At 66.8% G+C, this 21,994-nt stretch carries 20 protein-coding genes; 5 read left to right on the plus strand and 15 right to left on the minus strand.

The features are described 5' to 3' along the window. Window position 1: 1 nt before the first annotated feature. Window positions 2-307: a DUF1416 domain-containing protein gene (locus tag NWF34_RS02295; protein WP_006436976.1), complete on the plus strand. Its 306-nt coding sequence runs from the start codon at window positions 2-4 to the stop codon at window positions 305-307. 601 nt (window positions 308-908) lie between these two features. Further along, window positions 909-1,604, plus strand: coding sequence for an FABP family protein (locus NWF34_RS02300; RefSeq protein ID WP_375295613.1), 696 nt, complete (start codon window positions 909-911; stop codon window positions 1,602-1,604). A 25-nt stretch (window positions 1,605-1,629) separates the two neighbouring features. Here NWF34_RS02300 and NWF34_RS02305 read toward each other — a convergent pair whose 3' ends face one another. From NWF34_RS02305 to NWF34_RS02365, 13 genes are all read right to left on the minus strand, one after another. After that, a complete protein-coding gene (locus tag NWF34_RS02305) occupies window positions 1,630-2,550 on the minus strand; it encodes a hypothetical protein (RefSeq protein ID WP_258324146.1) in 921 nt (306 codons plus the stop codon). A gap of 502 nt (window positions 2,551-3,052) precedes the next feature. Beyond that, window positions 3,053-3,706: a hypothetical protein gene (locus NWF34_RS02310; protein ID WP_258324147.1), complete on the minus strand. Its 654-nt coding sequence runs from the start codon at window positions 3,704-3,706 to the stop codon at window positions 3,053-3,055. Further along, window positions 3,706-4,596: a hypothetical protein gene (locus tag NWF34_RS02315; protein ID WP_006436980.1), complete on the minus strand. Its 891-nt coding sequence runs from the start codon at window positions 4,594-4,596 to the stop codon at window positions 3,706-3,708. Before NWF34_RS02315 ends, NWF34_RS02310 begins: the two co-directional genes overlap by 1 nt. Next, on the minus strand, window positions 4,593-6,032 hold the full coding sequence (locus NWF34_RS02320) for an MCE family protein (protein WP_006436981.1): 1,440 nt from the start codon (window positions 6,030-6,032) through the stop codon (window positions 4,593-4,595). Before NWF34_RS02320 ends, NWF34_RS02315 begins: the two co-directional genes overlap by 4 nt. Continuing rightward, on the minus strand, window positions 6,032-7,327 hold the full coding sequence (locus NWF34_RS02325) for an MCE family protein (protein WP_006436982.1): 1,296 nt from the start codon (window positions 7,325-7,327) through the stop codon (window positions 6,032-6,034). Before NWF34_RS02325 ends, NWF34_RS02320 begins: the two co-directional genes overlap by 1 nt. After that, window positions 7,324-8,583, minus strand: a complete 1,260-nt coding sequence (locus tag NWF34_RS02330; RefSeq protein WP_006436983.1) for an MCE family protein — start codon at window positions 8,581-8,583, stop codon at window positions 7,324-7,326. Before NWF34_RS02330 ends, NWF34_RS02325 begins: the two co-directional genes overlap by 4 nt. 2 nt (window positions 8,584-8,585) lie before the next feature. Further along, window positions 8,586-9,806, minus strand: a complete 1,221-nt coding sequence (locus tag NWF34_RS02335) for an MCE family protein (RefSeq protein WP_006436984.1) — start codon at window positions 9,804-9,806, stop codon at window positions 8,586-8,588. Beyond that, complete coding sequence (locus NWF34_RS02340; protein ID WP_006436985.1) at window positions 9,803-10,861, minus strand: MCE family protein; 1,059 nt, start codon at window positions 10,859-10,861, stop codon at window positions 9,803-9,805. The genes NWF34_RS02335 and NWF34_RS02340 overlap by 4 nt, the downstream gene beginning before the upstream one ends. After that, window positions 10,854-11,975: an MCE family protein gene (locus NWF34_RS02345; RefSeq protein ID WP_040004809.1), complete on the minus strand. Its 1,122-nt coding sequence runs from the start codon at window positions 11,973-11,975 to the stop codon at window positions 10,854-10,856. The genes NWF34_RS02340 and NWF34_RS02345 overlap by 8 nt, the downstream gene beginning before the upstream one ends. Before the next feature lie 57 nt (window positions 11,976-12,032). Then, window positions 12,033-12,884, minus strand: a complete 852-nt coding sequence (locus tag NWF34_RS02350) for an ABC transporter permease (RefSeq protein WP_006436987.1) — start codon at window positions 12,882-12,884, stop codon at window positions 12,033-12,035. Window positions 12,885-12,887: 3 nt separating this feature from the next. After that, on the minus strand, window positions 12,888-13,652 hold the full coding sequence (locus NWF34_RS02355; RefSeq protein WP_006436988.1) for an ABC transporter permease: 765 nt from the start codon (window positions 13,650-13,652) through the stop codon (window positions 12,888-12,890). 63 nt (window positions 13,653-13,715) lie between these two features. Next, entirely contained in the window at window positions 13,716-14,606 is an 891-nt protein-coding gene (locus NWF34_RS02360) for a 3-oxoacyl-ACP reductase (RefSeq protein WP_006436989.1), read from the minus strand. Between the two features lie 82 nt (window positions 14,607-14,688). Beyond that, a complete protein-coding gene (locus NWF34_RS02365) occupies window positions 14,689-14,883 on the minus strand; it encodes a ferredoxin (protein ID WP_005201561.1) in 195 nt (64 codons plus the stop codon). Window positions 14,884-15,027: 144 nt separating this feature from the next. Between NWF34_RS02365 and NWF34_RS02370 the strand changes: the two genes are divergently transcribed. The 3 genes from NWF34_RS02370 to NWF34_RS02380 all read left to right on the plus strand — a co-directional run bounded on the left by NWF34_RS02370 (window position 15,028) and on the right by NWF34_RS02380 (window position 19,062). Then, window positions 15,028-16,230 carry an acyl-CoA dehydrogenase family protein gene (locus NWF34_RS02370; RefSeq protein WP_258324148.1) on the plus strand — a complete coding sequence of 401 codons (1,203 nt, stop codon included), beginning with the start codon at window positions 15,028-15,030 and terminating at the stop codon, window positions 16,228-16,230. Between the two features lie 175 nt (window positions 16,231-16,405). Further along, on the plus strand, window positions 16,406-17,527 hold the full coding sequence (locus NWF34_RS02375) for an acyl-CoA dehydrogenase family protein (RefSeq protein WP_258324149.1): 1,122 nt from the start codon (window positions 16,406-16,408) through the stop codon (window positions 17,525-17,527). Beyond that, entirely contained in the window at window positions 17,524-19,062 is a 1,539-nt protein-coding gene (locus tag NWF34_RS02380) for a long-chain-fatty-acid--CoA ligase (RefSeq protein WP_258324150.1), read from the plus strand. Before NWF34_RS02375 ends, NWF34_RS02380 begins: the two co-directional genes overlap by 4 nt. Window positions 19,063-19,143: 81 nt before the next feature. Here NWF34_RS02380 and NWF34_RS02385 read toward each other — a convergent pair whose 3' ends face one another. Together NWF34_RS02385 and NWF34_RS02390 are read right to left on the minus strand one after the other, a co-directional pair. Then, the gene (locus tag NWF34_RS02385; RefSeq protein WP_258324151.1) at window positions 19,144-20,283 is read right to left on the minus strand and encodes a nitronate monooxygenase family protein; all 1,140 of its coding nucleotides are present in this window, start codon (window positions 20,281-20,283) and stop codon (window positions 19,144-19,146) included. Between the two features lie 51 nt (window positions 20,284-20,334). Then, entirely contained in the window at window positions 20,335-21,960 is a 1,626-nt protein-coding gene (locus NWF34_RS02390; RefSeq protein ID WP_258324152.1) for an acyl-CoA synthetase, read from the minus strand. Window positions 21,961-21,994 lie beyond the last annotated feature (34 nt).

A 21,994-nucleotide genomic window follows, 5' to 3' on the forward strand; every position in this document is an offset into this window, starting at 1 on the left:
TATGTGTGCTGCACCCAAGCAGGGACAGAAGCTGCCTGCCGGCGTCGACGTGGAGAAGGAGACCGTCCTCACCGGGCAGGTCACCGACGGCTCGGGCAACCCGGTCGCCGGCGCCTTCGTGCGTCTGCTCGACTCGACCGGTGAGTTCACCGCCGAGGTCGTCGCCTCGCCGACCGGCGACTTCCGATTCTTCGCCGCCCCCGGCACCTGGACGCTTCGCGCCCTCTCGTCCGTCGGCAACGGCGATGCGTCGATCAGCCCCGAGGGCCCCGGCATCCACGAGCAGGACATCACCGTCTCCAAGTGATGCACTCCTCGTCGTGGGTGTCCGAGACCTCACGACGCCGCCCGGTCACCGCACTGCGGTGACCGGGTTTCGTCGTTTCCGGGACCTCTTCCGCTCCCTGAGAAGCGCCTGCCGGAGCACCGATCCGCTCCCTGAGAAGCGCCTGCCGGAGCACCGATCCGTTCCCTGAGGAGCGCCTGCCGGAGCATCGATCCGTTCCCTGAGGAGCGCCTGCCGGAGCACCGATCCGCTCCCTGAGGAGCGCCTGCCGGAGCACCGATCCGCTCCCTGAGGAGCGCCTGCCGGAGCACCGATCCGCTCCCTGAGGAGCGCCTGCCGGAGCACCGATCCGTTCCCTGAGGAGCGCCTGCCGGAGCACCGATCCGTTCCCTGAGGAGCGCCGGCCGGAGCACCGATCCGTTCCCTGAGGAGCGCCTGCCGGAGCACCGATCCGTTCCCTGAGGAGCGAAGCGTCTCGAAGGGCACCCGCTGAACCCTCCGCAGGAGCCCGGGTTAGAATTTGCTTCGTGGTCCTCTTCTTCGAAATCCTGCTGATCCTGGCCGCCGTGCTGATCACCTGGTTCGGTGTCTACACCCTCTACCGCCTGGTCACCGACGAGTCGTGACGTCCCACCCGGGAACCGGTGGAGCCGCGGACGAGCCTGCCGGCTCCGTGCCCATGGGCGACGGTGTCGCTCATCGCTCCGGCGATGAGGCGATAAGCCAGGCCGAGGCACGGGCCGTCGAGTCCGGCAGCCGCGAGCGCAACGTCCCCACCTGGGACGACCTCCCGCTGCCCGCCGACACCGCGAACCTTCGTCTGGGCGCCGATCTCCATCCCGGTCTGCTGGCGCTTCTGCCGCTGGTCGGTGTCTGGCGCGGCGAGGGCGAAGGCCACGACGCGGACACCGACACCGACTACCACTTCGCGCAGCAGATCGTCGTCTCGCATGACGGCCAGAACTTCCTCACCTGGGAGTCGCGCTCGTGGGTTATCGACGACGACGCCGTCTTCGTCCGACCAGACCTCCGCGAATCCGGTTTCTGGCGTATCGGCGAGGACGACACCATCGAGTTGCTGCTCGCCCACGCCGAGGGTTCGGTCGAGCTCTTCTACGGCACTCCCCTCAACCAGACCTCGTGGGAGCTGGCGACCGACGTCGTCATCAAGTCCCAGTCCGGCCGCCGCGCCGGCGGGGCGAAGCGCCTCTATGGTCTGGTCCCCGACGGCGACCTGGCCTACGTCGAGGAGCGCGTCGACACCGACGGCGACCTCATCCCCCGGCTCTCGGCCAAGCTCCGCCGCCACGTCGGCTGACCGGACATCTCCCGTCGCCGTCCTCTCAGCGGTGCACCCGTCCGCAACCGCGCCGGCGATCCGAGAAGGCCAGATACAGATTCCGCTTCGGTAGAGCGCTGTAGACCAGGGCCCCCAGCATGATGACGACCGATCCGTAGGCCGTGGCCACCCCCGGCCGTCCCGCCCACCCGGGATGAACCGTCCCGGACGCCGACATGTACGGACCGCGTCCGGGTGAGCCGTCGAGTCGCAGTCCCACGACCGAGAACACGTCACTGCAGGCGGAGTGCGGGGAGACCGGGAAGTCCACCCGCTCATGCGGACCGCACTCGACGACGCTGTACTCCGTCCCGGTCCGATGCACAACCGCGATCCAGGCGTCACCGGCATTACGGACCGTGAATGTCGTTCCCCCCGAACGGTATTGGTAGGAGATGTGGTCCTCCGCGGGATCCCGGAGCCGACAGCCGGCGAGGCCGCCGACCCAGTCGGCGCTCCACGGGGTGAGGTAGCGCTGGGCGAGGAACTCCCGCTCCGACGGGATCGGGATGGTCACCGGCATCGCGCGACCCTGGTGGACCCACACCCCTCCGTAGATCACCGGACGACCGTCGGCTCTACGGGGTGCCTGTACATAGGTGAACGAGTCCTCGCCGGGCAAGGTGATCGCCTCGCCGGGGCCGAGCGGACGGAGTTCGACGCGGCCGTCGAGGAAGAGGACGGCGGCCGCGGAGTCGCCACCCCGGTTGTGGATCGTGACGTGCTCGCCCTCCGCGTGGAAGAGCCCGGCGGCGTGGGGATCGGCGAAGGCGAAACGCGGTGGTGTCGCGGTTCCGAAATCCGTGTCGCCCGGGCCCCAGTAGCCGTCTTCCCAATGGCTGTCGCGGTCGGCCGCTTCATTGGTGTCAGGGCCGTCGAGACCGGGTTCGATCGGGTCTTCACGGACAGCGTTCGTGGTGACCATCGTTCTCTCCCTCTGGCCGGTGTCCCTCTGGCAGGTATTCGTGGCACGTACAACGGTGGACTGCTCCAGTTCACTCCCACTGGAGCCGGGCCTCACGAGTAGTGCGCTACGCGGATCACCGATGGCCGTGGTGCCGGGAACGAGTGGTGGCCGGACAAGAGGGCCCGAGACACGGAACGGCCCCCACATCGCTCGAACGAGCCTCGTGCCGACCGGACCGGGTCGGGATGCGGGGGCCGGGTGACCACCTGGTATTCGTTGGCGCTGATGAGGTGGTGACCCACCTCCGGCGACACGAATGCCACACGGTCAGCTGCTAACGGATGGTCACCTCACATGTCCGATGAGAAATCACTATCAGACCACCTCCTTCCCTGTGTAACCGCGAAACTACGCCCGCTCTCGGCGTCCCGCAACGGGATTTTCGACACGGCTCCGCCCTGCGCTCGACACCGGTTCGATCGGGGCACGCGGCTCGATCAGCAGGGGCGGACGGCGTGGATCAGGGCACGGGTACTGCGGGTGCGCCCGGTCCCGGGGCCGGCGGCGCTGCCGGGGCCGGGGAGGGCGCCGGCGACTGTCCGGGCACCGGCTTGGCATCAGGCGGCAGGGACTCGACGACCTCGAGCTTGGAGCGGAAGGTGTCGTCGGTGATGACCTCGATGTGGTTGATCATCCAGCGCCCGCCCTGGCGTTCCATGTCGAAGGTCAGCCGCGACGGGTTGATGCTGACGAGTTCTTTCTGGCCACGGGTGACCGACTGGTTCATGAAGATCAGCACCTGCGAGGTGTCCGCGGTGTTGGTGACCACGCCGGCGTCCTGGATGGTGACCTCCGAGACGACCTGCTGCTTGCGAACCTCCGCGGCCAGGTTGTTCTCGGTGATCAGCTTGGTGTACTCGGGTTTGGCCGGGCCGGTGAGCACGCTCATCGACTGGTCGATGTGATCGCTGACGTTCCCGGCGTTGTACCCGAACATGGTGTTCGCGTAGTCGCGGGCGGTGGCGAGCGAGGATTCGCGCGCTTCCTCCTCCGCACGGCCCTGGGTGTACCGGTAGCCGAGGAACGCGGTGGCCGCGACGGTCGCCACCACGAGGACGGCCAGCACGATCAATCCCAGGCGCGCCTTGCTGAGCCCGGATGTCTTGCCTGCCATCACGCCACCCACTCGAAATCCGTCATCTTCAGGTCGCCGTTGATCCGGGTCATGTCCACACGCCAGCGGAACACCTTGTCCTGGGCGGGGGTCTGGCCGTCGAGCGACTGCTGATGCCAGCCGAACACCATGATCACCGAACCCTCGTCGGGTTCGGCCTTGGTGACCGCCGAACTGAGGATGATCGACTTGGTCTCGAGCTTGCCGTCCCGCACGAGCGAGGCGACCTGCTGGATGTTGTTCTGCACTTCCTGCTTGACCTTGCCGCTGGTGTCGTCCTGCACCGACCTCAGCGTCTGGTCGACGGTGTCGGGATTCATGCTCGTCAGGTTGATCAGCACCTGCGAGGCGAACGCCGAGTACTCCGCCCGCAGATCGTTCTGCTCGTTCTGCCGGGCGATGCCCAGCGCGAACACCACCGAGGCCACCGCGCAGACGACGATGACCACGATCGCGACGACGACGCCGACCACGGCCCGCGGCGATCGCCGGCCCGACCCGCGGTAGCGAACCTTGCCCTTGCCGGCCTTCTCCGGGGACTTCGACGCCAGACGTGCCCGACGTCGCTCGCGGTAGCTGACCGTCTTCTCGACCTCGGAGGGATCGGGAGCGATCTCCGACCCGGCGTCCGGCTCGGCGAGTGGCACTGCGGGGGTCGTCGTCTCCTCGGCCGACTCGACCGGGGTCTCGGCGGCGGCGGTCTCGGCAACGGGGGTCTCGGTAACCGGGGTCTGCTCCGCGGGCTTCTTTCCGGCCGGGCGGCCACGTCGGATCGGCGCCGACCGGACCGGCCTCGTCGGCTTCCGACGGTCGGTCTGGGCGGTGCGACTCGGTGCCGTGCCGGCCGGGCTCGTGGTGACCGGGGTCGACGTGGTGCCGTCAGGCGTCACGGACTGACCGTCCTGCTGATCATCGTCTGCCATGTACTGCTCTGTCCCTGCCCTTCACTCCCCGTGCCGGCGTTGTACGTCTTGCCGTCGGGTCCGATGAAGTTGCCCGACTCCGGATCGTATGTCGTGGCGTACACCGCGGGCTCCGGGGTGAAGTCCTTCGGTGTGCCCGGTGTCACGGTACCGGAGGACGCCGGCTGCCATTTCAAGCCGAACGGAAGACCGCTCTGGAACGGATCGACCGATCCCGGCAGCGGTTTGTAGCCCGTGCGGCACTCGGCCGGCGTCGTCGCGCGGCGGCCCGGGAACTCCGCACACGGGTAGTTGCGGGCGCCGCGCACGGCGACGTTGGAGTTCTGCGGCACCCGGCAGAGCATTCCCGGCGGCAGCTCGCGCGCGGTCTGCGCCGACGGCCACCGCCACTCCTCCTTGGGCAGGAAGCCGATGTTGCACACCGGCCGGTCCTGGAAGCCCAGCGAGAAGTTCACATTCGGCCCGTAGTTGTTGGTGCCGGTGTTCAGGGCGGTGATCAGTGAGTTCATCAGACGCGGATAGAGCACCAGGATCTGCTTCCAGTTCGGCAGGTAGATCGCCTGGGTCTGGGCGATCGTGCCCAGATTCGACACCAGCAACGGGTACGAACCGCCGAGCGATTCGAACAGTTTCTGTGCCTTCGACGTCGTCGACGGCCCCTTGCGGAGGATGTCGCCGATCTCGGGACGATCGGCCCGCAGCTGGTCGGTGAACGCGGTGACGTCACGGGTCCACGCCCGGATGTCGTCGGCCGTGCGGGACTGCGTCGCCAGCAGCGGAGCCCCCTGCTCGACGAGTGCGATGGTGGTGTCGGTGTTGTTGTTGGCCTCGCCGATGAACAGGGTCATCGAGTCGAGGAGCCGCTGCAGCGCTTCACCGGTGCCGTTGAAGGCGACGAAGGATTCGTCGACCAGCGACCGGAGTTTGGTGTCGCCGATCTCCTGCAGCATCGCGTCGGCCTGGTCGAGCATGGTCGAGATCTCCACGGGGACCTCGGAGACGGTGACCTCGGTGCCGTCGTGGAGGTACCCGGTCGGAGCGTCGGCCGGCGGGTTCTTGTTCGGGGTGAACTCGACGAACTGCTCACCGATCGCCGAGACGCTGCGCACCGATGCCACCGCCGACGCCGGGATGTCGGTGCCGTTGTCGATGACGAGCGTCGCCGCGACGCCGTCGTCGGTGAGCTTGACCGAGTCGACCTTGCCGACATAGACGCCGCGATAGCTGACGTTGGCGTTCTGGTACAGGCCGCCGCTGGTCTCCATGTTCAGCTGCACCCGATAGCTGCCCACGCCGAACATCGACGGGATCCGGATGTAGAACAGCGCCATCGCGACCATCGCGATCACGGTGACGATCGAGAAGATGATCAGCTGGATCCGGACGAATCGAGTGATCTTCATCAGCGCCCACCTCCCGCATACGAGGGCACCGTCGGCGGCGCCGTGGGCGACGGCACCTGCACCGGTGGAATGAGATTGGCCGGAACCGGTTCCGCGGTGTCGGGAAGCTTCTCACCACCCGGGATCAACGGCGCGGTGAAGGGGTTGAGTCCGCGAGCGGCCGCACCGGCCGGGCGGCCGAACACGCCTTCTGGGCCGGTGACGCCCAGGCCGGCGAACATCGTCTCGCTCAGCCGGTCCACCGTGAGGTCGAGGGTCAGATCCGAGTTCACGAAGTCGCCCTTGACGATTTGGCGGATGGTCGGCTCGTAGAACGGGAAGGTCAGCAGGATGTTCAGCGACTGCGTCATCGCCGGTCCCGAGGCCTGCAGCTGATCGAGGGCGGGTTCGATTCCCTTGACGATCGTGACGATGTCCTCGGAGTTGGCGCCGAGGATGTCGTTGGCGGTCTTCGACAGTTTCGACACCGAGGCGAGGGTGTCGAGGAACTGCTGACGCTGGTCGACGAGCAGCTGCAGGATCTGCGGGCTCGCGTCCAGCGCTCGTTCGATCGTGTCCTTCTGCTCGTTCATCGTGCGGGACAGGCGATCAAGCCCCTCGGTGGCGCGGATGATGTTGTCCTTCTGGGCATTCAGATCCGCAACCAGGGTGGTCAGCCGCGGGATGAGTTTCTTGATCTGCGTCTCACGTCCGCCGAACACCTGGCTCATCTCGTGCACGATGTCGCCCACCTGCGACAGCCCGCCGCCGTTGAGGACCACCGACAGCGAGCTCAGCACCTGCTCGGTGCTCGGGTAGGTGCACGCCGCGACCTGTTGCGCGGCATTGATGTCGGGCACCGTCGGCACCTTGGGATCGGTGACGATGTTGGACTGTTCGGGACACTTGGTCAGCGGGATCTCGTCGCCCGCTTCGAGGCGTCCGCCCTCCGGTTCGGCGGGCTGGACTATCTCCAGGTGCGTCGAGCCCAACACACTGGTCATCCCGACCATCACATGCGAACCGCGCGGGACGATGACGCCGTCGTTCAGACGGATCGTCACCTGTGCGTTCCAGTCCTTCACCGCGATGTCGCCGACGCTGCCGACGTTCGCATCGTCGATGAGGACCGGGGCGTTGTTCACCAGTCCGGCGGCGGACGGGATGAGGGCGGTGATCTGGTAGGAGCCGCCGCCGGTCCCCTCCGCACCCGGCACGGGCAGCGAATTCGGTCCGTCGAAAGAACATCCGGCGAGGAGCGCGGTGAGCGCCACCGCGCCTGCGGCCAGTCCGCCGCGTAGGCGTGCCGAGGTCATCGGTCACCCCCGAACGGCACCAGGAGGTTTCCGAGCGGCGAACCGGCGTTGTCCCGCCGCGTCTCGTTGTCGATGCGCCGCACGCCGGCCTGCGCCCGCGCCTTCACGTTCGCATTCTGGTACTGCAGCTGACTCGGCAGCGCATTGGTTCCTTGCACCGGGTTGGTGAGGAAGGGCGGGTAGTTCATCGAGATCGACGACAGCACCGGCGCGAGGATCTCGACGCATTTGTCGATGTCCTGCATCGACGTTCCCGGACGGTTGGTGGCATCCATCGAACCACACAGCAGCGTGATCAGGTTGGTGCCGTTGCCCAGGCCGAAGACGCCCGACAGCGAGCCGGAGAGCGGGTTGTAGATGTTGTAGAAGTTCGCGAGCTGGTTGGGCGCGGAGTGCAGCACGCCCTCGACCTGCTCGTTCTTGTCGGCGACGATCTTGGTGGTCGCCTGCAGCCGTTCCACCGACGAGGCCAGTGCGTCCTTGTTGGTGTCGATGAAGCCCTGCACGTCGGTCATCGCCGAGTCCAGGCCCTTGAGCGCCTCGTCGAGCTCGGTGGTGTTGTCGGCGAGAACCGAACTCACCGAGGCGAGCCGGCCGTTGAACTGCACGAGCTGCTCGTGGCTGCCCGACAGCGCGTCGGTCAGCTTCTGCAGACTCTGGATCGTCGAGAACAGATCTCCCCGGCCGGCGGCGAGGGTGCCGATGACGTCGGAGACCTCGCGGATCGACTTGTTGATCGCGGCGCCGTTGCCCTCGAGATTCTCGTCGAAGACGTTGACCGCCCTGGCCGCCGAGCCCTGGTCGGGACCCTCCGGACCGATCGCCTCGGTCAGCTTCGTGAGCTGGGCCTTGATGTCATCCCATTCCATCGGGACCGCCGTGCGATCCATCGGGATGTCGTAGCCGTCGGACATCACCGGGCCGCCCGAGTAGACCGGGGTCAGCTGGACGAAACGCCCCGACACCAGGCTCTGCGCAACGATGACCGCCTTCGCGTCCTCCGGGATGTCGACGCTCTTGTCCACGCGCAGTTCGACTTTCACGTCGTTCTCGCGGGGCGTGATCTTCGAGACCCGGCCGACGTTCACACCCAGGACCCGCACGGGATCACCCTCGTAGAGGCTCGCGACCGATCCGAAGTAGGCGGTGAAGGTGTTCGTCGTGGACCGGAGGAAGACCGTCCAGCCGACGACGACCAGGGCGATCACGAGTACCACGGCGAGCACACCGAGCAGCACCTTGCGTCCGATGGTCATGTTCACCGCCCTCTCGTGGTCGGCGCCGGCGTGGGATAGGTCGGGGATGGCAGCGGGCCGCGTGGCGAGTCCGTGCCGTCGGGGGGACCGAGCTTGTAGTAGTCCGGGATCAACGGGAAGCCGGTATACATCAGCGACTGCCAGACCTGCGGGTAGCGTCCGCGCAGCGCGTTCAGGAAGGTCGCGGTGTAGTCGCCGAAGCTGTTGAGGCCCACCAGGGAGTCGAAGTTCGGACCGGACGCCACCGCCTCGCCCAGGGTGTTGGCGAAAGGCCCGAGCCGATCGATCGTCTCCTTCAGGTTCTTCTCGTTGTCGGTCAGGATCGTCGCCACCCGGTCGAACTTCTCGAGCACCGGCGTCAGCTGTGCGTTGTTCTCGGCGATGAAGCCACGCAACTGAGCGGTCACGTCGCCGATGCCCTTGATCAGCTGGTTGAGCGCGTATCTCCGCATCTCGATCTCGCCGACCAGGGCGTTGGCGTCGATGAGCAGCCGGTTGATCTGGTCGTTGCGGTCTCCGACGATCTTGCTGACCTGATTGGCCTTGGCCAGCAGGGCACGGAGTTCCTGGTCGCGGTCGGCCACGGCCTTCGACAGCCGGGCGACGCCGTCGACCGCGCCCTGCACCTGGTCGGGTGTCTCGGAGAAAGTCACCGACAGCGTGTTCAGCGCGGTGTTCAACTGGTCGGTCTTCGTCCCCGAGATCGTGTCGGTAGCGCCTTCGAGTGCGTCCTGCAACGAATACGGCGCGATGGTGTTGCCGAGGGTGATCGATCCCCCCGGCTTGATCCGTTCGCCGCCGTGCGGGATGACCGTGAGGTTGCGCCGGCCCAGCACGGACTCGGTGCGGATGGCGGCCTGCGTCTCGTCGCCCATCTCGACCTCGTCGTTCATCCGGAACGAGACCTTGACCTTGGTGCCCTGGTCGGTGCCGGCGAGTTCGATGCCCTCCACCGTGCCCACCTGCACGCCCGACACCACCACGATGTCGCCCTTGGCGAGTCCGCCGGCGTCGTCGAAGTAGGCGCTGTAGGTGCTGATGGGTGCCAGGTACGGCAGCTTGTCCATCTGCATGGCGGTGATGACGACGAGCGCGATCACCACGATGCCGATGACACCCACCTGCGCCCGGGTGCGTCCGCCGCGCTTCTGCTCGCGCGCGATGTCGGCCTCGTCGGATTCGGTTCTGCGGCTGGAGAACATGCCGCCGAAGGGAAGACTCATGAGCCGTCACACCTTCCGCCCGCGCGGGTGGTGTCGCCCATGACGTTGTTCGAGGTGTAGATGATCGTCTGTCCGCCCGGCGCGGGGAGCAGTAGTCGGATGCGGCAGAAGTAGATCTGCAGCCAGGCACCGTAGGAACCCAGGTTCGACAAGGTCTTGTAATCCTCCGGCAGGCGCGTCAGCAGATTGCGGACGAATGGCTCGGCGGCCAGCAGCTCCTCCGACACCCGACCGGTGTTGGCGACCATCGACTGCAGCGTGGGACGGGTTGTCGAGAGCAGATCGGCGAGACCGTTCGTGACCCGCGACGTCTGGGTGAGGGCATTGCCGATCGTGCCCTTCTGCTCGGCGAGGCCGGTCACCAACTGCTGCAGCAGGTCCACGCTGGTGTCGAGTCCCGCGCGGTCGCCGTCGAGGGTCGCGAGTGTCGTGTTCAGGTTGTTGATGACGCTGTCGATCAACTGGTCGCGGTCGGCGAGTGCATCGGTGAACGACGCGGTGTTGGCCAGCAGGGTGTTCAGCGCCCCGCCCTGGCCCTGGAAGACCGCGATCAGCGAGCTGGTGAGCGCATTGACGTCGTCGGCGTTGAGGGTCCGGAACAGCGGTTTGAAACCACCGACGAGTTTGTCGAGGTCGAGTGCCGGTTCGGTCTGGGTGATCGGGATCTGCGCACCGTCGCCGAGGAAGCTCGAGGTGTCACCGGTCCCCTGCTGGAGTTCGAGATACCGGTCGCCGGTGAGGTTCTCGTACCGGATCAGTGCCCGAACGGATTTCGGGAGCGGGTACTGCTCGTCGACGGAGAAGGTGACCACGGCCTCGTTTGCCCGGTTCAGTTCCACACCGCCCACGGAACCGACCTCGACGCCGGCGATCTTGACCTTGCTGCCCGACTTCATCGCCGATGCGCTGGTGAAGACCGCGGAGAACTCGTTCGACGCCCCGGAGCGGTACCGGCTGAAAACCACGACCAGCGCGACGAACACCAGGATCATCACGACGGTGAACGCGCCGAGTTTGATGAGGGTCGCGCGGAACGCGCGTGCGCGGTTATCCACGGGGCGGCTCTTCGAACAGGATCTGGAACAGCTTCTTCGAGTTCACCTTCGGCTTGGTCCTGGGCTCGTAGGGCTGAGGAGCGTTGTCGCCCACGAAGAACGGGGCGTGTTCGGTACTGCCCGGGTCGGAGAGACCACCGGCGCAGGTGGGCGGTGCCTCGACCCCGACCTTGGGCAGGTCATACGGGTAGGCGTAGGGGTCCTTGCCGGGGAACAGTCCGGCGTCGAGCATCAGCATGCCGTTGCGGCCACCCATGAACGGTTTGGCGACCTCCGAGGCGATGGCCCCCGCGGTGAGGAAGCACTTGATGCCCGGCGAGTTGTAACCGAGCAGCGCAGCAATGGGATTGAGATCCGACAGCGCGCCGATGAGCGTCTTCTTGGTCGGCGCGATGACACCGTCGATGGTGTTGGCCATCCCGGTGGCGTTGATCAGCAGCGCGTCGAGGTTGGAGGTGTTGTCCACCAATGTGTTTCCGACGACGGTGAAGTTGTCGACGGTGCGCATCAGGTCCGGCATCGAGTCCGCGTAGACGTTGGTGACGGTCGCCCCCTCTCGGAACAACCGGTTCAGCGCCGGCAGGTGCGGATTGGTCTTGCCCAGCAGCGTGGTCAGCTGCTCCAGGGCCACACCGATGTCCTCACCCTGACCCGACAACGCGGTGTCGACCGCACCGAGGGTGGCGTTGAGTTTCTCGGGCTGCAGGTCGGCGAGCACCGAGACGAGTTGCTGGAAGACGGTGTTGAGTTCGACGACCACGCGGTCGGCGGGGATGACCGCGCCCGCGGTGAGTTCTCCCTCGGCCTCGCCGGGGACGACGAAGTTGACGGCCTTGGCGCCGAAGATGGTGTTGGACTTGATGTCGGCGACCACGTTACCCGGGATCTTCGACATCTCGCTGTCGGCGATGTCCAGGGTGAGGATCGCGTCGCCGCCGCGTTCGGTGATCTCGCCGACCCGCCCCACCTCGACCCCGCGCAGTTTGACCTTGGCGTCGGGATTCATCACCAGGCCGGCGCGCGGTGCGACGAGCGTGACCTGTTGGGTTCCCTTGAACGCGCCGAGGAACGACGCGCTGGCGCCGATGATCAGGGCCAGCAGCGCCGAGACCATGACGACTGCCGCCAGGCGACGGGTGGTCCGTGTCCGTTCTTGTCTCTTGCTCATCGCTCAGCCCGCCAGGTTGAACTTGCCGTCCGCGCCGTAGATGGCGAGGGAGGTGAGCAGGGTGATGACGACGACCACGACCAGCGAGGCACGAACGGCGTTGCCGACCGCGACGCCCACGCCGACCGGACCGCCGGAGGCGTTGTACCCGTAATAGGTGTGGATGAGCATGACCGCCACGGCCATACAGATGGCCTGCACGAACGACCACAGGATGTCCGACGGGATCAGGAAGGTGTCGAAGTAGTGGTCGTACACACCCGGCGACTGTCCGTAGAGGAACACCGTCGCCGAGCGGCTCGCGAGAAACGATGCCAGGGACGCCAACGCGTACAGCGGGATGATCGCGATCAGACCGGCGACGATGCGGGTGCTGACCAGATACGGGATCGAGGAGATGGCCATCGTCTCGAGGGCGTCGATCTCCTCCGACACCCGCATGGCGCCGAGCTGCGCGGTCGCGCCGGCGCCGATGGTCGCGGCCAGCGCGATCCCGGAGATCACCGGCACCGCGATACGCACGTTGATGAACGCGGAGAAGAAGCCCGTGAGGGCCTCGACGCCGATGTTGGCCAGCGAGCTGTAGCCCTGGACGGCGATGGTGCCACCGGTGAACAGCGTCAGGAAGCCGACGACCACGACGGTGCCGCCGATCATGGCGAGTGCCCCTGTGCCCATGGAGATCTCGGCGATGAGCCGGAGGGTCTCCTTTTTGTACTGCTTGAGCGCACGGGGGATCGACACGATGCTGTCCCAGTAGAACAGTGCCTGATCGCCGATCTGGTCCCAGTCCTCGCCGGCTCGTTTCACCGCGACGCGCGCGGTCCGGAAGCGGGTGGTGAACGGAAGTACCATCGCTCAGCCCGCCGTTGCTTTGAGTCCGACGGCGGTGACGACGACGTTGACGACGAACAGTGCCATGAACGAGTACACGACGGTCTCGTTGACGGCATCGCCGACACCCTTCGCGCCTCCCTTGACGTTGAGTCCCTGGTAACAGCCGACCATGCCGGCGAAGAGGCCGAACAAGGCGGCCTTGACCATGGAGATCATCAGCTCGCCAAAGCCGGTGAGCAGGGTCAGATTGGCCACGAAGGCGCCCGGGTTCACGTCCTGGAGGTATACGGAGAAGACGAAACCGCCACCGATGCCAATGGTGCAGACCAGGCTGTTCAGCAGGAGGGCGACGCCCGTCGACGCCACGATGCGCGGGACGACGAGACGGTGGATCGGGTTGATGCCGAGCACCTTCATCGCGTCGATCTCTTCGCGGATGGTGCGGGCGCCGAGGTCGGCGCAGATGGCCGTGGCACCCGCACCTGCGACGATCAGCACGGTGACGATCGGGCCGATCTGGGTGATGGTGCCCAGGGCCGCGCCCGCACCGGACAGATCCTGCGCACCGATCTCGCGCAGCAGGATGTTCAAGGTGAAGCTCACGAGCACCGTGAACGGGATTGCGACGAGCAAGGTCGGCACCATCGACACCCGGGCGATGGCCCACGACTGTTCGACTGTCTCCCGCCACTGGAACGGACGACGGAAGAGCTCACGCGCCGAATCGACGCCGAGCGCGACGAAATCCCCGATCCCCCCGAGGGGTGTTGCCAGTTTGTTCAGCACCAGCGGACCCCCTTCACCCTCGCACCATCGCGAAACCTATCACGCAGAATCCCGGCGATTAAGTCAGTTGACCAGAGCGCTTGCCGAGAACGTACGTCCCGGATCTCGGTCGGCGAAGTAGCCGGTGAGAGTCTTGGCCAGGTCCTCCGAGTCCCACGCATCGCCGTCGGCGGTGAACACCTCGTCGATCGTGGGTGCCGCCATGAGGGTGACCTTGGGGCCGTATACGACGAACACCTGTCCGGTGACGCCGTCGGCTTCGGGGCCGGCGAGGTAGGTCACGAGACGGACCACATGTGCTGGATCGAGCGGATCCACGCCATCGCTGGGCGCCTCTCCGAAGACGTCCGCGGTCATCGCGGTCCGCGCGCGCGGGCAGATGGCGTTGGCGCGAACGCCGTAACGCTTGAGTGCACGCGACGCGGACAGCGTGAGCGCGGTGATGCCGGCCTTGGCGGCACCGTAGTTGGCCTGCCCCTCGGGACCGAGTAGACCGGCCTCCGAAGAGGTGTTGATGATCCGGCCGTAGACCGGACCACCAGCAGCCTTCGACGCCGCACGCCAGTGCGACGCCGCATTGCGATTGAGCAGGAAGTGGCCGCGCAGGTGCACGCGGATGACCAGGTCCCACTCGTCGTCGGTCATGTTGAACAGCATCTTGTCGCGAACCACGCCCGCGTTGTTCACGACGATGTCGAGCGAACCGAGCTGCTCGGTCGCCGCGGTCATGATGGCAGTCGCGGTGGACGAGTCGCTGATGTCGCCGGGCACGGCGATCGCTCGACCACCGGTCGCGGTGATCGTGTCGATGACATCGCTCGAATCGAGCGCTGCCGGAAGGTCGTTCACGACGACCGCGGCCCCTTCTGCGGCGAGACCGATGGCCTCCGCCCGACCGAGACCTGCACCTGCACCGGTGACGACCGCGACGCGACCGTCCAACGAGTAACCCACCCGACATCCTCCTGAGCTGAAACTAGAACCTGTTCTAGCATGATTCCCGATCAGATGGAACCGAACGGGAGTTCCAGCTCTGTCAGTCCTCGACGACCGAGAGTGCGGACTTCGGGCAGTTGGCCGCCACCTGCCGCAGTTCCTCGACGCGGTCCGCGGGGATCTCCTCTTGGAGAATGACCAGGTAATCGTCATCATCCAGGTCGAAGAAGTCCGGTGCCATCCCCACACAGATGGCGTTGGACTCGCACAGGTCGAAATCTGCCTTGATACGCATCAGAACCTCCTCCTCACCGGCTCGTCGCCTGTTGACGGGGCTGCCAGAACAGGTTAGAACGTGTTTCAGAAACTAGACGAGCCTTCCCCCATAACTTGACCACAAGCGGGGTTCGGACGCTAGCCACCCACCCATGGAGTTTCGATGCGAATCGCCTATACCGATCAACAGTCCGAGCTCCGGCGGGAGCTGCGTGGCTACTTCTCGTCCCTGATGACCGAGGAGCGCCGCGCGGCGCTGTCCGGCGGCGACGGCGAACTCGGCGAGGGCGACGCCTACCGCGACGTCGTTGCGCAGATGGGCGCCGACGGCTGGCTCGCCCTCGGGTGGCCCACCGAGTTCGGCGGCCAGAACCGCTCGATGATGGATCAGCTCATCTTCACCGACGAGGCCGCCATCGCAGGTGCCCCGGTTCCCTTCCTCACCATCAACTCGGTGGCGCCGACGATCATGCACTACGGCACGGAGGAACAGAAGGCCTTCTTCCTGCCACGCATCGCGGCAGGCAAGCTGCACTTCTCCATCGGCTATTCCGAGCCGGGCGCCGGCACCGACCTCGCCGCGCTGCGCACCACCGCGGTCCGCGACGGCGACGACTACGTGATCAACGGCCAGAAGATGTGGACGAGCCTGGTCCCCTACGCCGACTACATCTGGCTCGCCTGTCGCACCGATCCGTCGACGCTGCAGGAAGGCGGCAAGAAGCACAAGGGCATCTCGGTGCTCATCGTGCCGACGACCGCCGAGGGTTTCGATTACACCCCGGTGCACACGATGTCGGGGGTCGACACCAGCGCCACGTACTACCAGGACGTGCGGGTACCGACGTCGGCGATCGTCGGCGACGAGGGCGGCGGGTGGCCGCTGGTGACCAACCAGCTCAACAACGAGCGTGTCGCCCTGTGCAGCGCGGCACCGATCCAGACCGCTCTGCGCGAGACGATCGCCTGGGCACAGCACACCAAGACCGGCGACGGACAGCGACTCATCGACGCCCAGTGGGTTCAGCAGAATCTCGCCCGGGTGCATGCGAAGGTCGAATTCCTCAAGTTGATCAACTGGAAGATCGCCTCGATCGCCGGTTCGGGCGAGGCGCCGAGCCCCGCCGACGCCTCGGCGACCAAGGTGTACGGCACCGAGTTCGCCACCGAGGCCTACCGGTTGCTGATGGAGGTCGTCGGACCGGCGGCGACGCTGCGCGCGGGAAGCCCCGGCGCCCACCTCAACGGTCGGCTCGAACGCTTCCAGCGCACCTCGCTGATCCTCACCTTCGGCGGCGGCACCAACGAGGTCCAGCGCGACATCATCGCCATGCTCGCCCTCGGTCTTCCCCACCAGCGTCGCTGATCCCACCCGCCGGTTGAGTAGCCACGAGCGAGCCGCCCCCGCCGGTTGAGTAGCCCCGAGCGAGCCGCCCCCGCCGGTTGAGTAGCCCCGAGCGAGCGCAGCGAGCACGCGGCGTATCGAAACCACGCGGCGTATCGAAATCACCCCCCCGAGACCGACACGGAAGACACACACCATGGATTTCTCCCTTCCCGAATCCGGTGACGACGTCAGCGGCCTGGCTCGTGACATCGCCACCGCCGTCAGCACGCCCGAACGCGTCGCCGAACTCGAATCCGCACGCGCACCGATCGACGCCGAACTCTGGCAACAACTCGGCAATGCGGGGTTGCTGGGGCTCGAGTTGACATCGGAGGACGCGGGCGATGCCGGCGGCGATCTCGGCATCATCGAGAACACACTCGCCGCAGCCGAACTCGGCCGGACTCTCGCGCGGGTGCCGTTCGGACCGCATGCGATCGCCGCACTGCCGGTCATCGCCGCGCACGGGTCGACGGCTCTTCGTGAGCAGGTGTTGGCTTCGGGGGCCTCGGGTGGTCTCGTCGTCTCGGTGGCCGTCGAGGAGGACCTGGGCTCGCCCACCGACTCCCCCACCACCTCCCTCTCGTCCGACGGTTCGCGACTGTCCGGCGTCAAGGTCAACGTGCCCTATGCCGAGGCCGCTGATCTGCTGCTCGTCGACGCGGTCGGGCCCGATGGCGTCGTGGTGGTCGCCGTGCGCACCGACTCGACCGGGGTCCGGGTCACGGCCGCGCCGTCGACCGGACTGATACCGACCGCGCAGGTCGAGTTCGACGACGTGCCGGTGGATCCCGACGCCGTGCTCGAGGGTTCCGGCGTGGCGCGCGCCCTGTGGGCACGGGTGACGCTGGCCTGTTGCGCCGAACAGTCGGGTGTCGTGCAACGCGCGCTCGAGCTGACCGCCGAATATGCCCGTGAGCGTGAGCAGTTCGGCCGGGCGATCGGTTCTTTCCAGGCCGTCGCCCAGCGTCTCGCCGACGGTTACATCGACGCTCAGGGTCTCGCGCTGACGACCACCCAGGCCGCTTGGCTGCTGGCGAACTCGGACAACGCCACCGAGGTGCACAACGCGATCGCCACTGCCAAGTTCTGGGCCGCGGAGGCCGGGCATCGGGTAGCGCACACCACGGTCCACGTGCACGGTGGCGTCGGCCTCGACACCAGCCATCCGGTTCATCGATACTTCCTGCGCGCCAAGCACAACGAGTTCGCCTACGGATCGGCGACGGCGTCGGTGCGCGCGATCGGCGCCGAGTTGGCCGCCACCCCGGCGTGAGCGCGCCGGGCCGGGTGTCGGCGGGGTCGGTGGTGTCGACGGTCGGCGACCTGCTCGCCCCGTTGAGCGAGGTCACCGACCGCGGCGTGTACTTCGAGGAGGAGTTCACCTCGTGGGCACGCCATCTGGAGGGCGCTGCGGTCCGGGCGGACGTCCTGCTCGAGTGGTTGTCACCCGACCGGCCACCCCATGTCGGTGTACTGCTCACCAACACACCGGAGTTCAGCGCCCTGTTCGCGGCCGCGGCGCGGCACGGATTCGTCCTCGTCGGACTCAACACGACCCGACGCGGCGCCGCGCTCGCCGCCGACGTCGCGCGCGCCGACTGCCAGATCGTGCTGTGTGGCAGCGATACCCGCGACCTGCTTGCCGACGTCGACCTCGGTGACGTCCGCGTCGTCGACGTCGATGGTCCGGAGTGGTCGTCGGTGATCGAATCGGGTGGCGCGGCACCGCTGGTCGAAGCGACGCCCGACGACCTGCTGATGCTGATCTTCACGTCGGGAACCACCGGCGATCCGAAGGCCGTGCGCTGCACGCATCGGACCTTCGCGGTCAGCGGACCGATGCTCGCGGACCGGTTCGGAATCGGTGCCGACGATGTCATCTATCTGTCGATGCCGATGTTCCACTCGAACGCGATGATCGCGGGATGGAGCGTGGCCGTCGCGGGTGGTGCGTCGATCGCGTTGCGTCGCAACTTCTCCGCACGCGGCTTCGTCGCCGACCTCCACCGCTACGGCGTGACCTACGCCAACTACGTCGGTAAGCCGCTCAACTACATCCTCGCCACCGACCCACATCCCGACGACGCGTCGAGCTCATTGCGCATCATGTACGGCAACGAGGCGTCGGCGGCCGATCGGCAACGCTTCGCCGACCGCTTCGGCTGCCGCGTCGTCGACGGATTCGGTTCCACCGAGGGCGGTGTCGCGATCACCCGGACCCCGGACACCCCGCACGATGCGCTGGGTCCGCTTCGTGCACCGACGGCCGTCGTCGACGTCGAGACCGGTGAACCCGTACCGCCCGGCGTGATCGGTGAGATCGTGAACTCCTCGGGGCCGGGGTTGTTCGCCGGCTACCACAACGACCCCGACGCGACGGCCGAACGCATGCGCGGCGGCGTCTACCACACCGGCGATCTCGCCTGGGTGGACGACGGCGGCTACCTGCACTTCGCAGGCCGCCTCGGCGACTGGTTGCGCGTCGACGGGGAGAACCTCGGCACCGGACCCATCGAACGAATCCTGCTGCGGCATCCCACGATCCGACAGGTCGCGGTACACGGGATACCGGTGGAGATCGGGGACGAGATCGAGGCGGTGATCGTCGCGGACGGTGACCTGGACCCCGAGGAACTCACCGAGTTCCTGTCCGCGCAGGACGATCTCGGCCCGAAGCAATGGCCACACCGGGTGCGGATCGTCGACTCGCTGCCCGAGACCGCCACATTCAAGACGGTGAAGCGCCTCCTGGCATCCGATCCCGGCCCGCCCACCTGGCGACGCGAGGGTCGCACCTACCGCCCCTGACGCACACCCACCCCTTGTCGGCGTTTCCACCACCCGCGCGGGTGCTGGGTTTGCCGAAAAGGGGTGGGTGTGCGGGGTGAGTCAGCCGCCGAGCGTCTTGTTCATCCGCCCGACCGCCTCCTCGTACTCGCTGACGAGGTCGGCGATGAGGTCGGCGACCGGGGTGATCGCGTTGCAGCGTCCGACGATCTGGCCGGCCGGCATCGCGACGACGTCGGGATCGTCGGCCGCCGAGATGCGCGCGTGCGCCTCGGCGACGAGCAGGTTCTGCAGCGGCATCGGCAGCGGTTCGGGAGCGTTCTCGGCGTCCCAGGCGTCGGTCCACGCCGTCTTCAGCAGACGTGCGGGCTTTCCCGAGTAGATACGACGACGCACCGTGTCGCGCGACGTCGCCTTGAGCAGCGCCTGCTGTACCGTCGACGGCTTGTCCGACCCCTCCGGCACACCGAGCTTGTACTCGGCGGCGGTCAGCCAGTACGTGCCCATCCACACGCCCTGCGCACCGAGCGCGATGGCCGCGGCGATCTGCCGTCCGCTGCCGACGCCGCCTGCTGCGAGCACGGGTGCGGTATCGCCGACCGCGTCGACGAGTTCGGGCCACAGGATCATCGAGGTGACCTCGCCGGTGTGGCCGCCCCCCTCGTAGCCCTGGGCGATGACGATGTCGACGCCGGCCTCGACATGGTGCAGCGCATGATCTTTCGCGCCCGCGAGGGCGGCGACCAGCACCCCGTTGTCGTGCGCGGTCTGGATGACATCCGACGGCGGCGATCCGAGCGCGTTGGCGATGAGTTTGATCTGCCCGTACTTACGACGATGCTCCATCGCGACGTCGACATGCGAGCGGGCCACCGAGTGCAGCCAGCCCAGCACACCCGCATTCACGCGATCACCACCCGGCAACGGCGGGACACCGAGATCGTCGAGCGTGCGTTCCACGAACGCCCGATGCTCCGGCGGGATCATCGAATCCAGGTCGACCTTGGATCCCTCGGTCGGGATCTTGGCAGGCATCACCACGTCGACGCCGAACGGCTTGCCGTCGGTGTTCTCGTGCATCCACTCGAGGACCTCGTCGAGTTCCTCGGCCTCGTTGAACCGCACGCATCCGAGCACACCCAATCCGCCGGCACGGCTGATCGCCGCCGCGACATCCTGGCTCGGGGTGAACCCGAAGATCGGGTACTCGATGCCGAACCTGTCGGCCAGTTCTGTACGCATTGCTCTCACTCGTTTCCGGCGCTCTACAGCGCCTCTGTCACATTTCCGGCGCTACAGCGCTTCGTCGGCGGGACGCTCGGCGGTGACCGACGCCCCCCAGCGATAGTCGGGTTTACCTGCGGGCGAACGCTTGATCTCGTCGACGAACCAGACGCTGCGTGGGCATTTGTAGCCCGCGAGCTCCTTGCGCACGACGTCGTTGAGACTCTCCAGCGAGGGACGTGCCCCGTCACGGGCGGCGATCACCGCGGCGACGCGCTGACCCCAGCGGTCGTCGGCGACGCCCACCACAACGGTGTCGAACACATCGGGATGGGCCTTGAGCGCACCCTCGACCTCCTCGGGGAAGACCTTCTCGCCGCCGGTGTTGATCGACACCGATCCGCGGCCGAGCATGGTGATGCTGCCGTCGGCCTCGAGAACCGCGTGGTCGCCCGGCAGCGAGTAGCGCACGCCGTCGAAGACCTTGAACGTCTTCGCCGACTTCTCCGGGTCGTTGTGATAGCGCAGCGGCACATGGCCCGACCGTGCGAGCACCCCGATCTCGCCGCTGCCCGGTTCCACCGGCGTACCGTCCTCACGGAGGACGTGGGTCTCGCTGTCGGCGTTCACGCGTGGGCCCCCGGTGTGCGGTGTGCCCTTCGCGACGATGCCCAGACCACCGAAACCGGTCTCCGACGAGCCGATCGCGTCGACGATGACGGCGTTCGGGAAGCGTTCCAGGAACTGCTCTTTCACGCTCGGCGAGAACAGGCAGGCCGACGAGGCGATCGAGACGACGCTCGACAGGTCGTACTCCTTGCCCTGCCCGAGGGCCTCGACCATCGGGCGCCCCATGGCATCACCGGTGATGAACACGACGTTGACCTTGTGTCGCTCGACGATCTCCCAGGCCGTCGGACCGCTGAACTCGGGGTACACCACGGCTTTTCCGCCGGCGAACAGCGACTGGAAGATCGCCCACTGTGAGCCGCCGTGGATGAACGGCGGGATCGGGTAGCGCACGAGCTGTCCACCGTCGGCACCGGTCTTCGCGAGGTGCCACTCGTCGGGCACGGGTTCGCTGGTGTACCAGTCGATTCCGCCGCCGAGTACGCGCCACACATCCTCCTGGCGCCACACGACGCCCTTGGGTTTTCCGGTCGTGCCGCCGGTGTAGAGCATGTACAGGTCGTCGTTGGAGCGGTCCTCGAAGTTGCGTTCCGACGGCGCCCCGGCGATGGCCTCCTCGTACCGGATCGCGTCGTCGTGCCCCTCGCAGCACAGGTCTTCCGACGTCCCGTCCTCGATCACGATGCGGTGCTCGATCGCCGGTGATTTCGGTAACGTGTTGCACACCCGTTGCGAGTACCGTCGCTCGTGGATCAGGACCTTCATCCCGGAGTCGGTGAAGATGTGCTCGAGCTCGGCCTCGACGTAGCGGTAGTTGACGTTCACCATGACCGCTCGCGCCTTGAAGACGGCGATCATCGACTCGACGGACTCGAGGGTGTTTCTGCTGTACAGGCCCACCCGATCGCCGGGCTGCACGCCCAGTTCGCGGAGCTTGTGGGCGAGCGCGTTGGAGCGCGCCTCGAGTTCGGCGTAGGTCCGGCCGTGATCGCCGGATTCCAGGGCGACGCGCTCCGGAACCAGGTCGACGGCATGCTCGATGAGATCGGCGATCGTATAGGCCATGGCCTCAAAATTAGAACGTGTTATCGTTCTGGGC

This window comes from Gordonia sp. GONU (assembly GCF_024733855.1).
Taxonomy (GTDB): Bacteria; Actinomycetota; Actinomycetes; order Mycobacteriales; family Mycobacteriaceae; genus Gordonia; species Gordonia amicalis.

Coding starts and splice junctions, on each gene's coding strand:
- NWF34_RS02295 (WP_006436976.1), top strand. CDS start 2: ATGTGTGCTGCACCCAAGCAGGGACAGAAGCTGCCTGCCGGCGTCGAC.
- NWF34_RS02305 (WP_258324146.1), bottom strand. CDS start 2,550: ATGGTCACCACGAACGCTGTCCGTGAAGACCCGATCGAACCCGGTCTC.
- NWF34_RS02310 (WP_258324147.1), bottom strand. CDS start 3,706: ATGGCAGGCAAGACATCCGGGCTCAGCAAGGCGCGCCTGGGATTGATC.
- NWF34_RS02320 (WP_006436981.1), bottom strand. CDS start 6,032: ATGAAGATCACTCGATTCGTCCGGATCCAGCTGATCATCTTCTCGATC.
- NWF34_RS02325 (WP_006436982.1), bottom strand. CDS start 7,327: ATGACCTCGGCACGCCTACGCGGCGGACTGGCCGCAGGCGCGGTGGCG.
- NWF34_RS02330 (WP_006436983.1), bottom strand. CDS start 8,583: ATGACCATCGGACGCAAGGTGCTGCTCGGTGTGCTCGCCGTGGTACTC.
- NWF34_RS02335 (WP_006436984.1), bottom strand. CDS start 9,806: ATGAGTCTTCCCTTCGGCGGCATGTTCTCCAGCCGCAGAACCGAATCC.
- NWF34_RS02345 (WP_040004809.1), bottom strand. CDS start 11,975: ATGGTCTCGGCGCTGCTGGCCCTGATCATCGGCGCCAGCGCGTCGTTC.
- NWF34_RS02350 (WP_006436987.1), bottom strand. CDS start 12,884: ATGGTACTTCCGTTCACCACCCGCTTCCGGACCGCGCGCGTCGCGGTG.
- NWF34_RS02365 (WP_005201561.1), bottom strand. CDS start 14,883: ATGCGTATCAAGGCAGATTTCGACCTGTGCGAGTCCAACGCCATCTGT.
- NWF34_RS02370 (WP_258324148.1), top strand. CDS start 15,028: ATGCGAATCGCCTATACCGATCAACAGTCCGAGCTCCGGCGGGAGCTG.
- NWF34_RS02375 (WP_258324149.1), top strand. CDS start 16,406: ATGGATTTCTCCCTTCCCGAATCCGGTGACGACGTCAGCGGCCTGGCT.
- NWF34_RS02385 (WP_258324151.1), bottom strand. CDS start 20,283: ATGCGTACAGAACTGGCCGACAGGTTCGGCATCGAGTACCCGATCTTC.
- NWF34_RS02390 (WP_258324152.1), bottom strand. CDS start 21,960: ATGGCCTATACGATCGCCGATCTCATCGAGCATGCCGTCGACCTGGTT.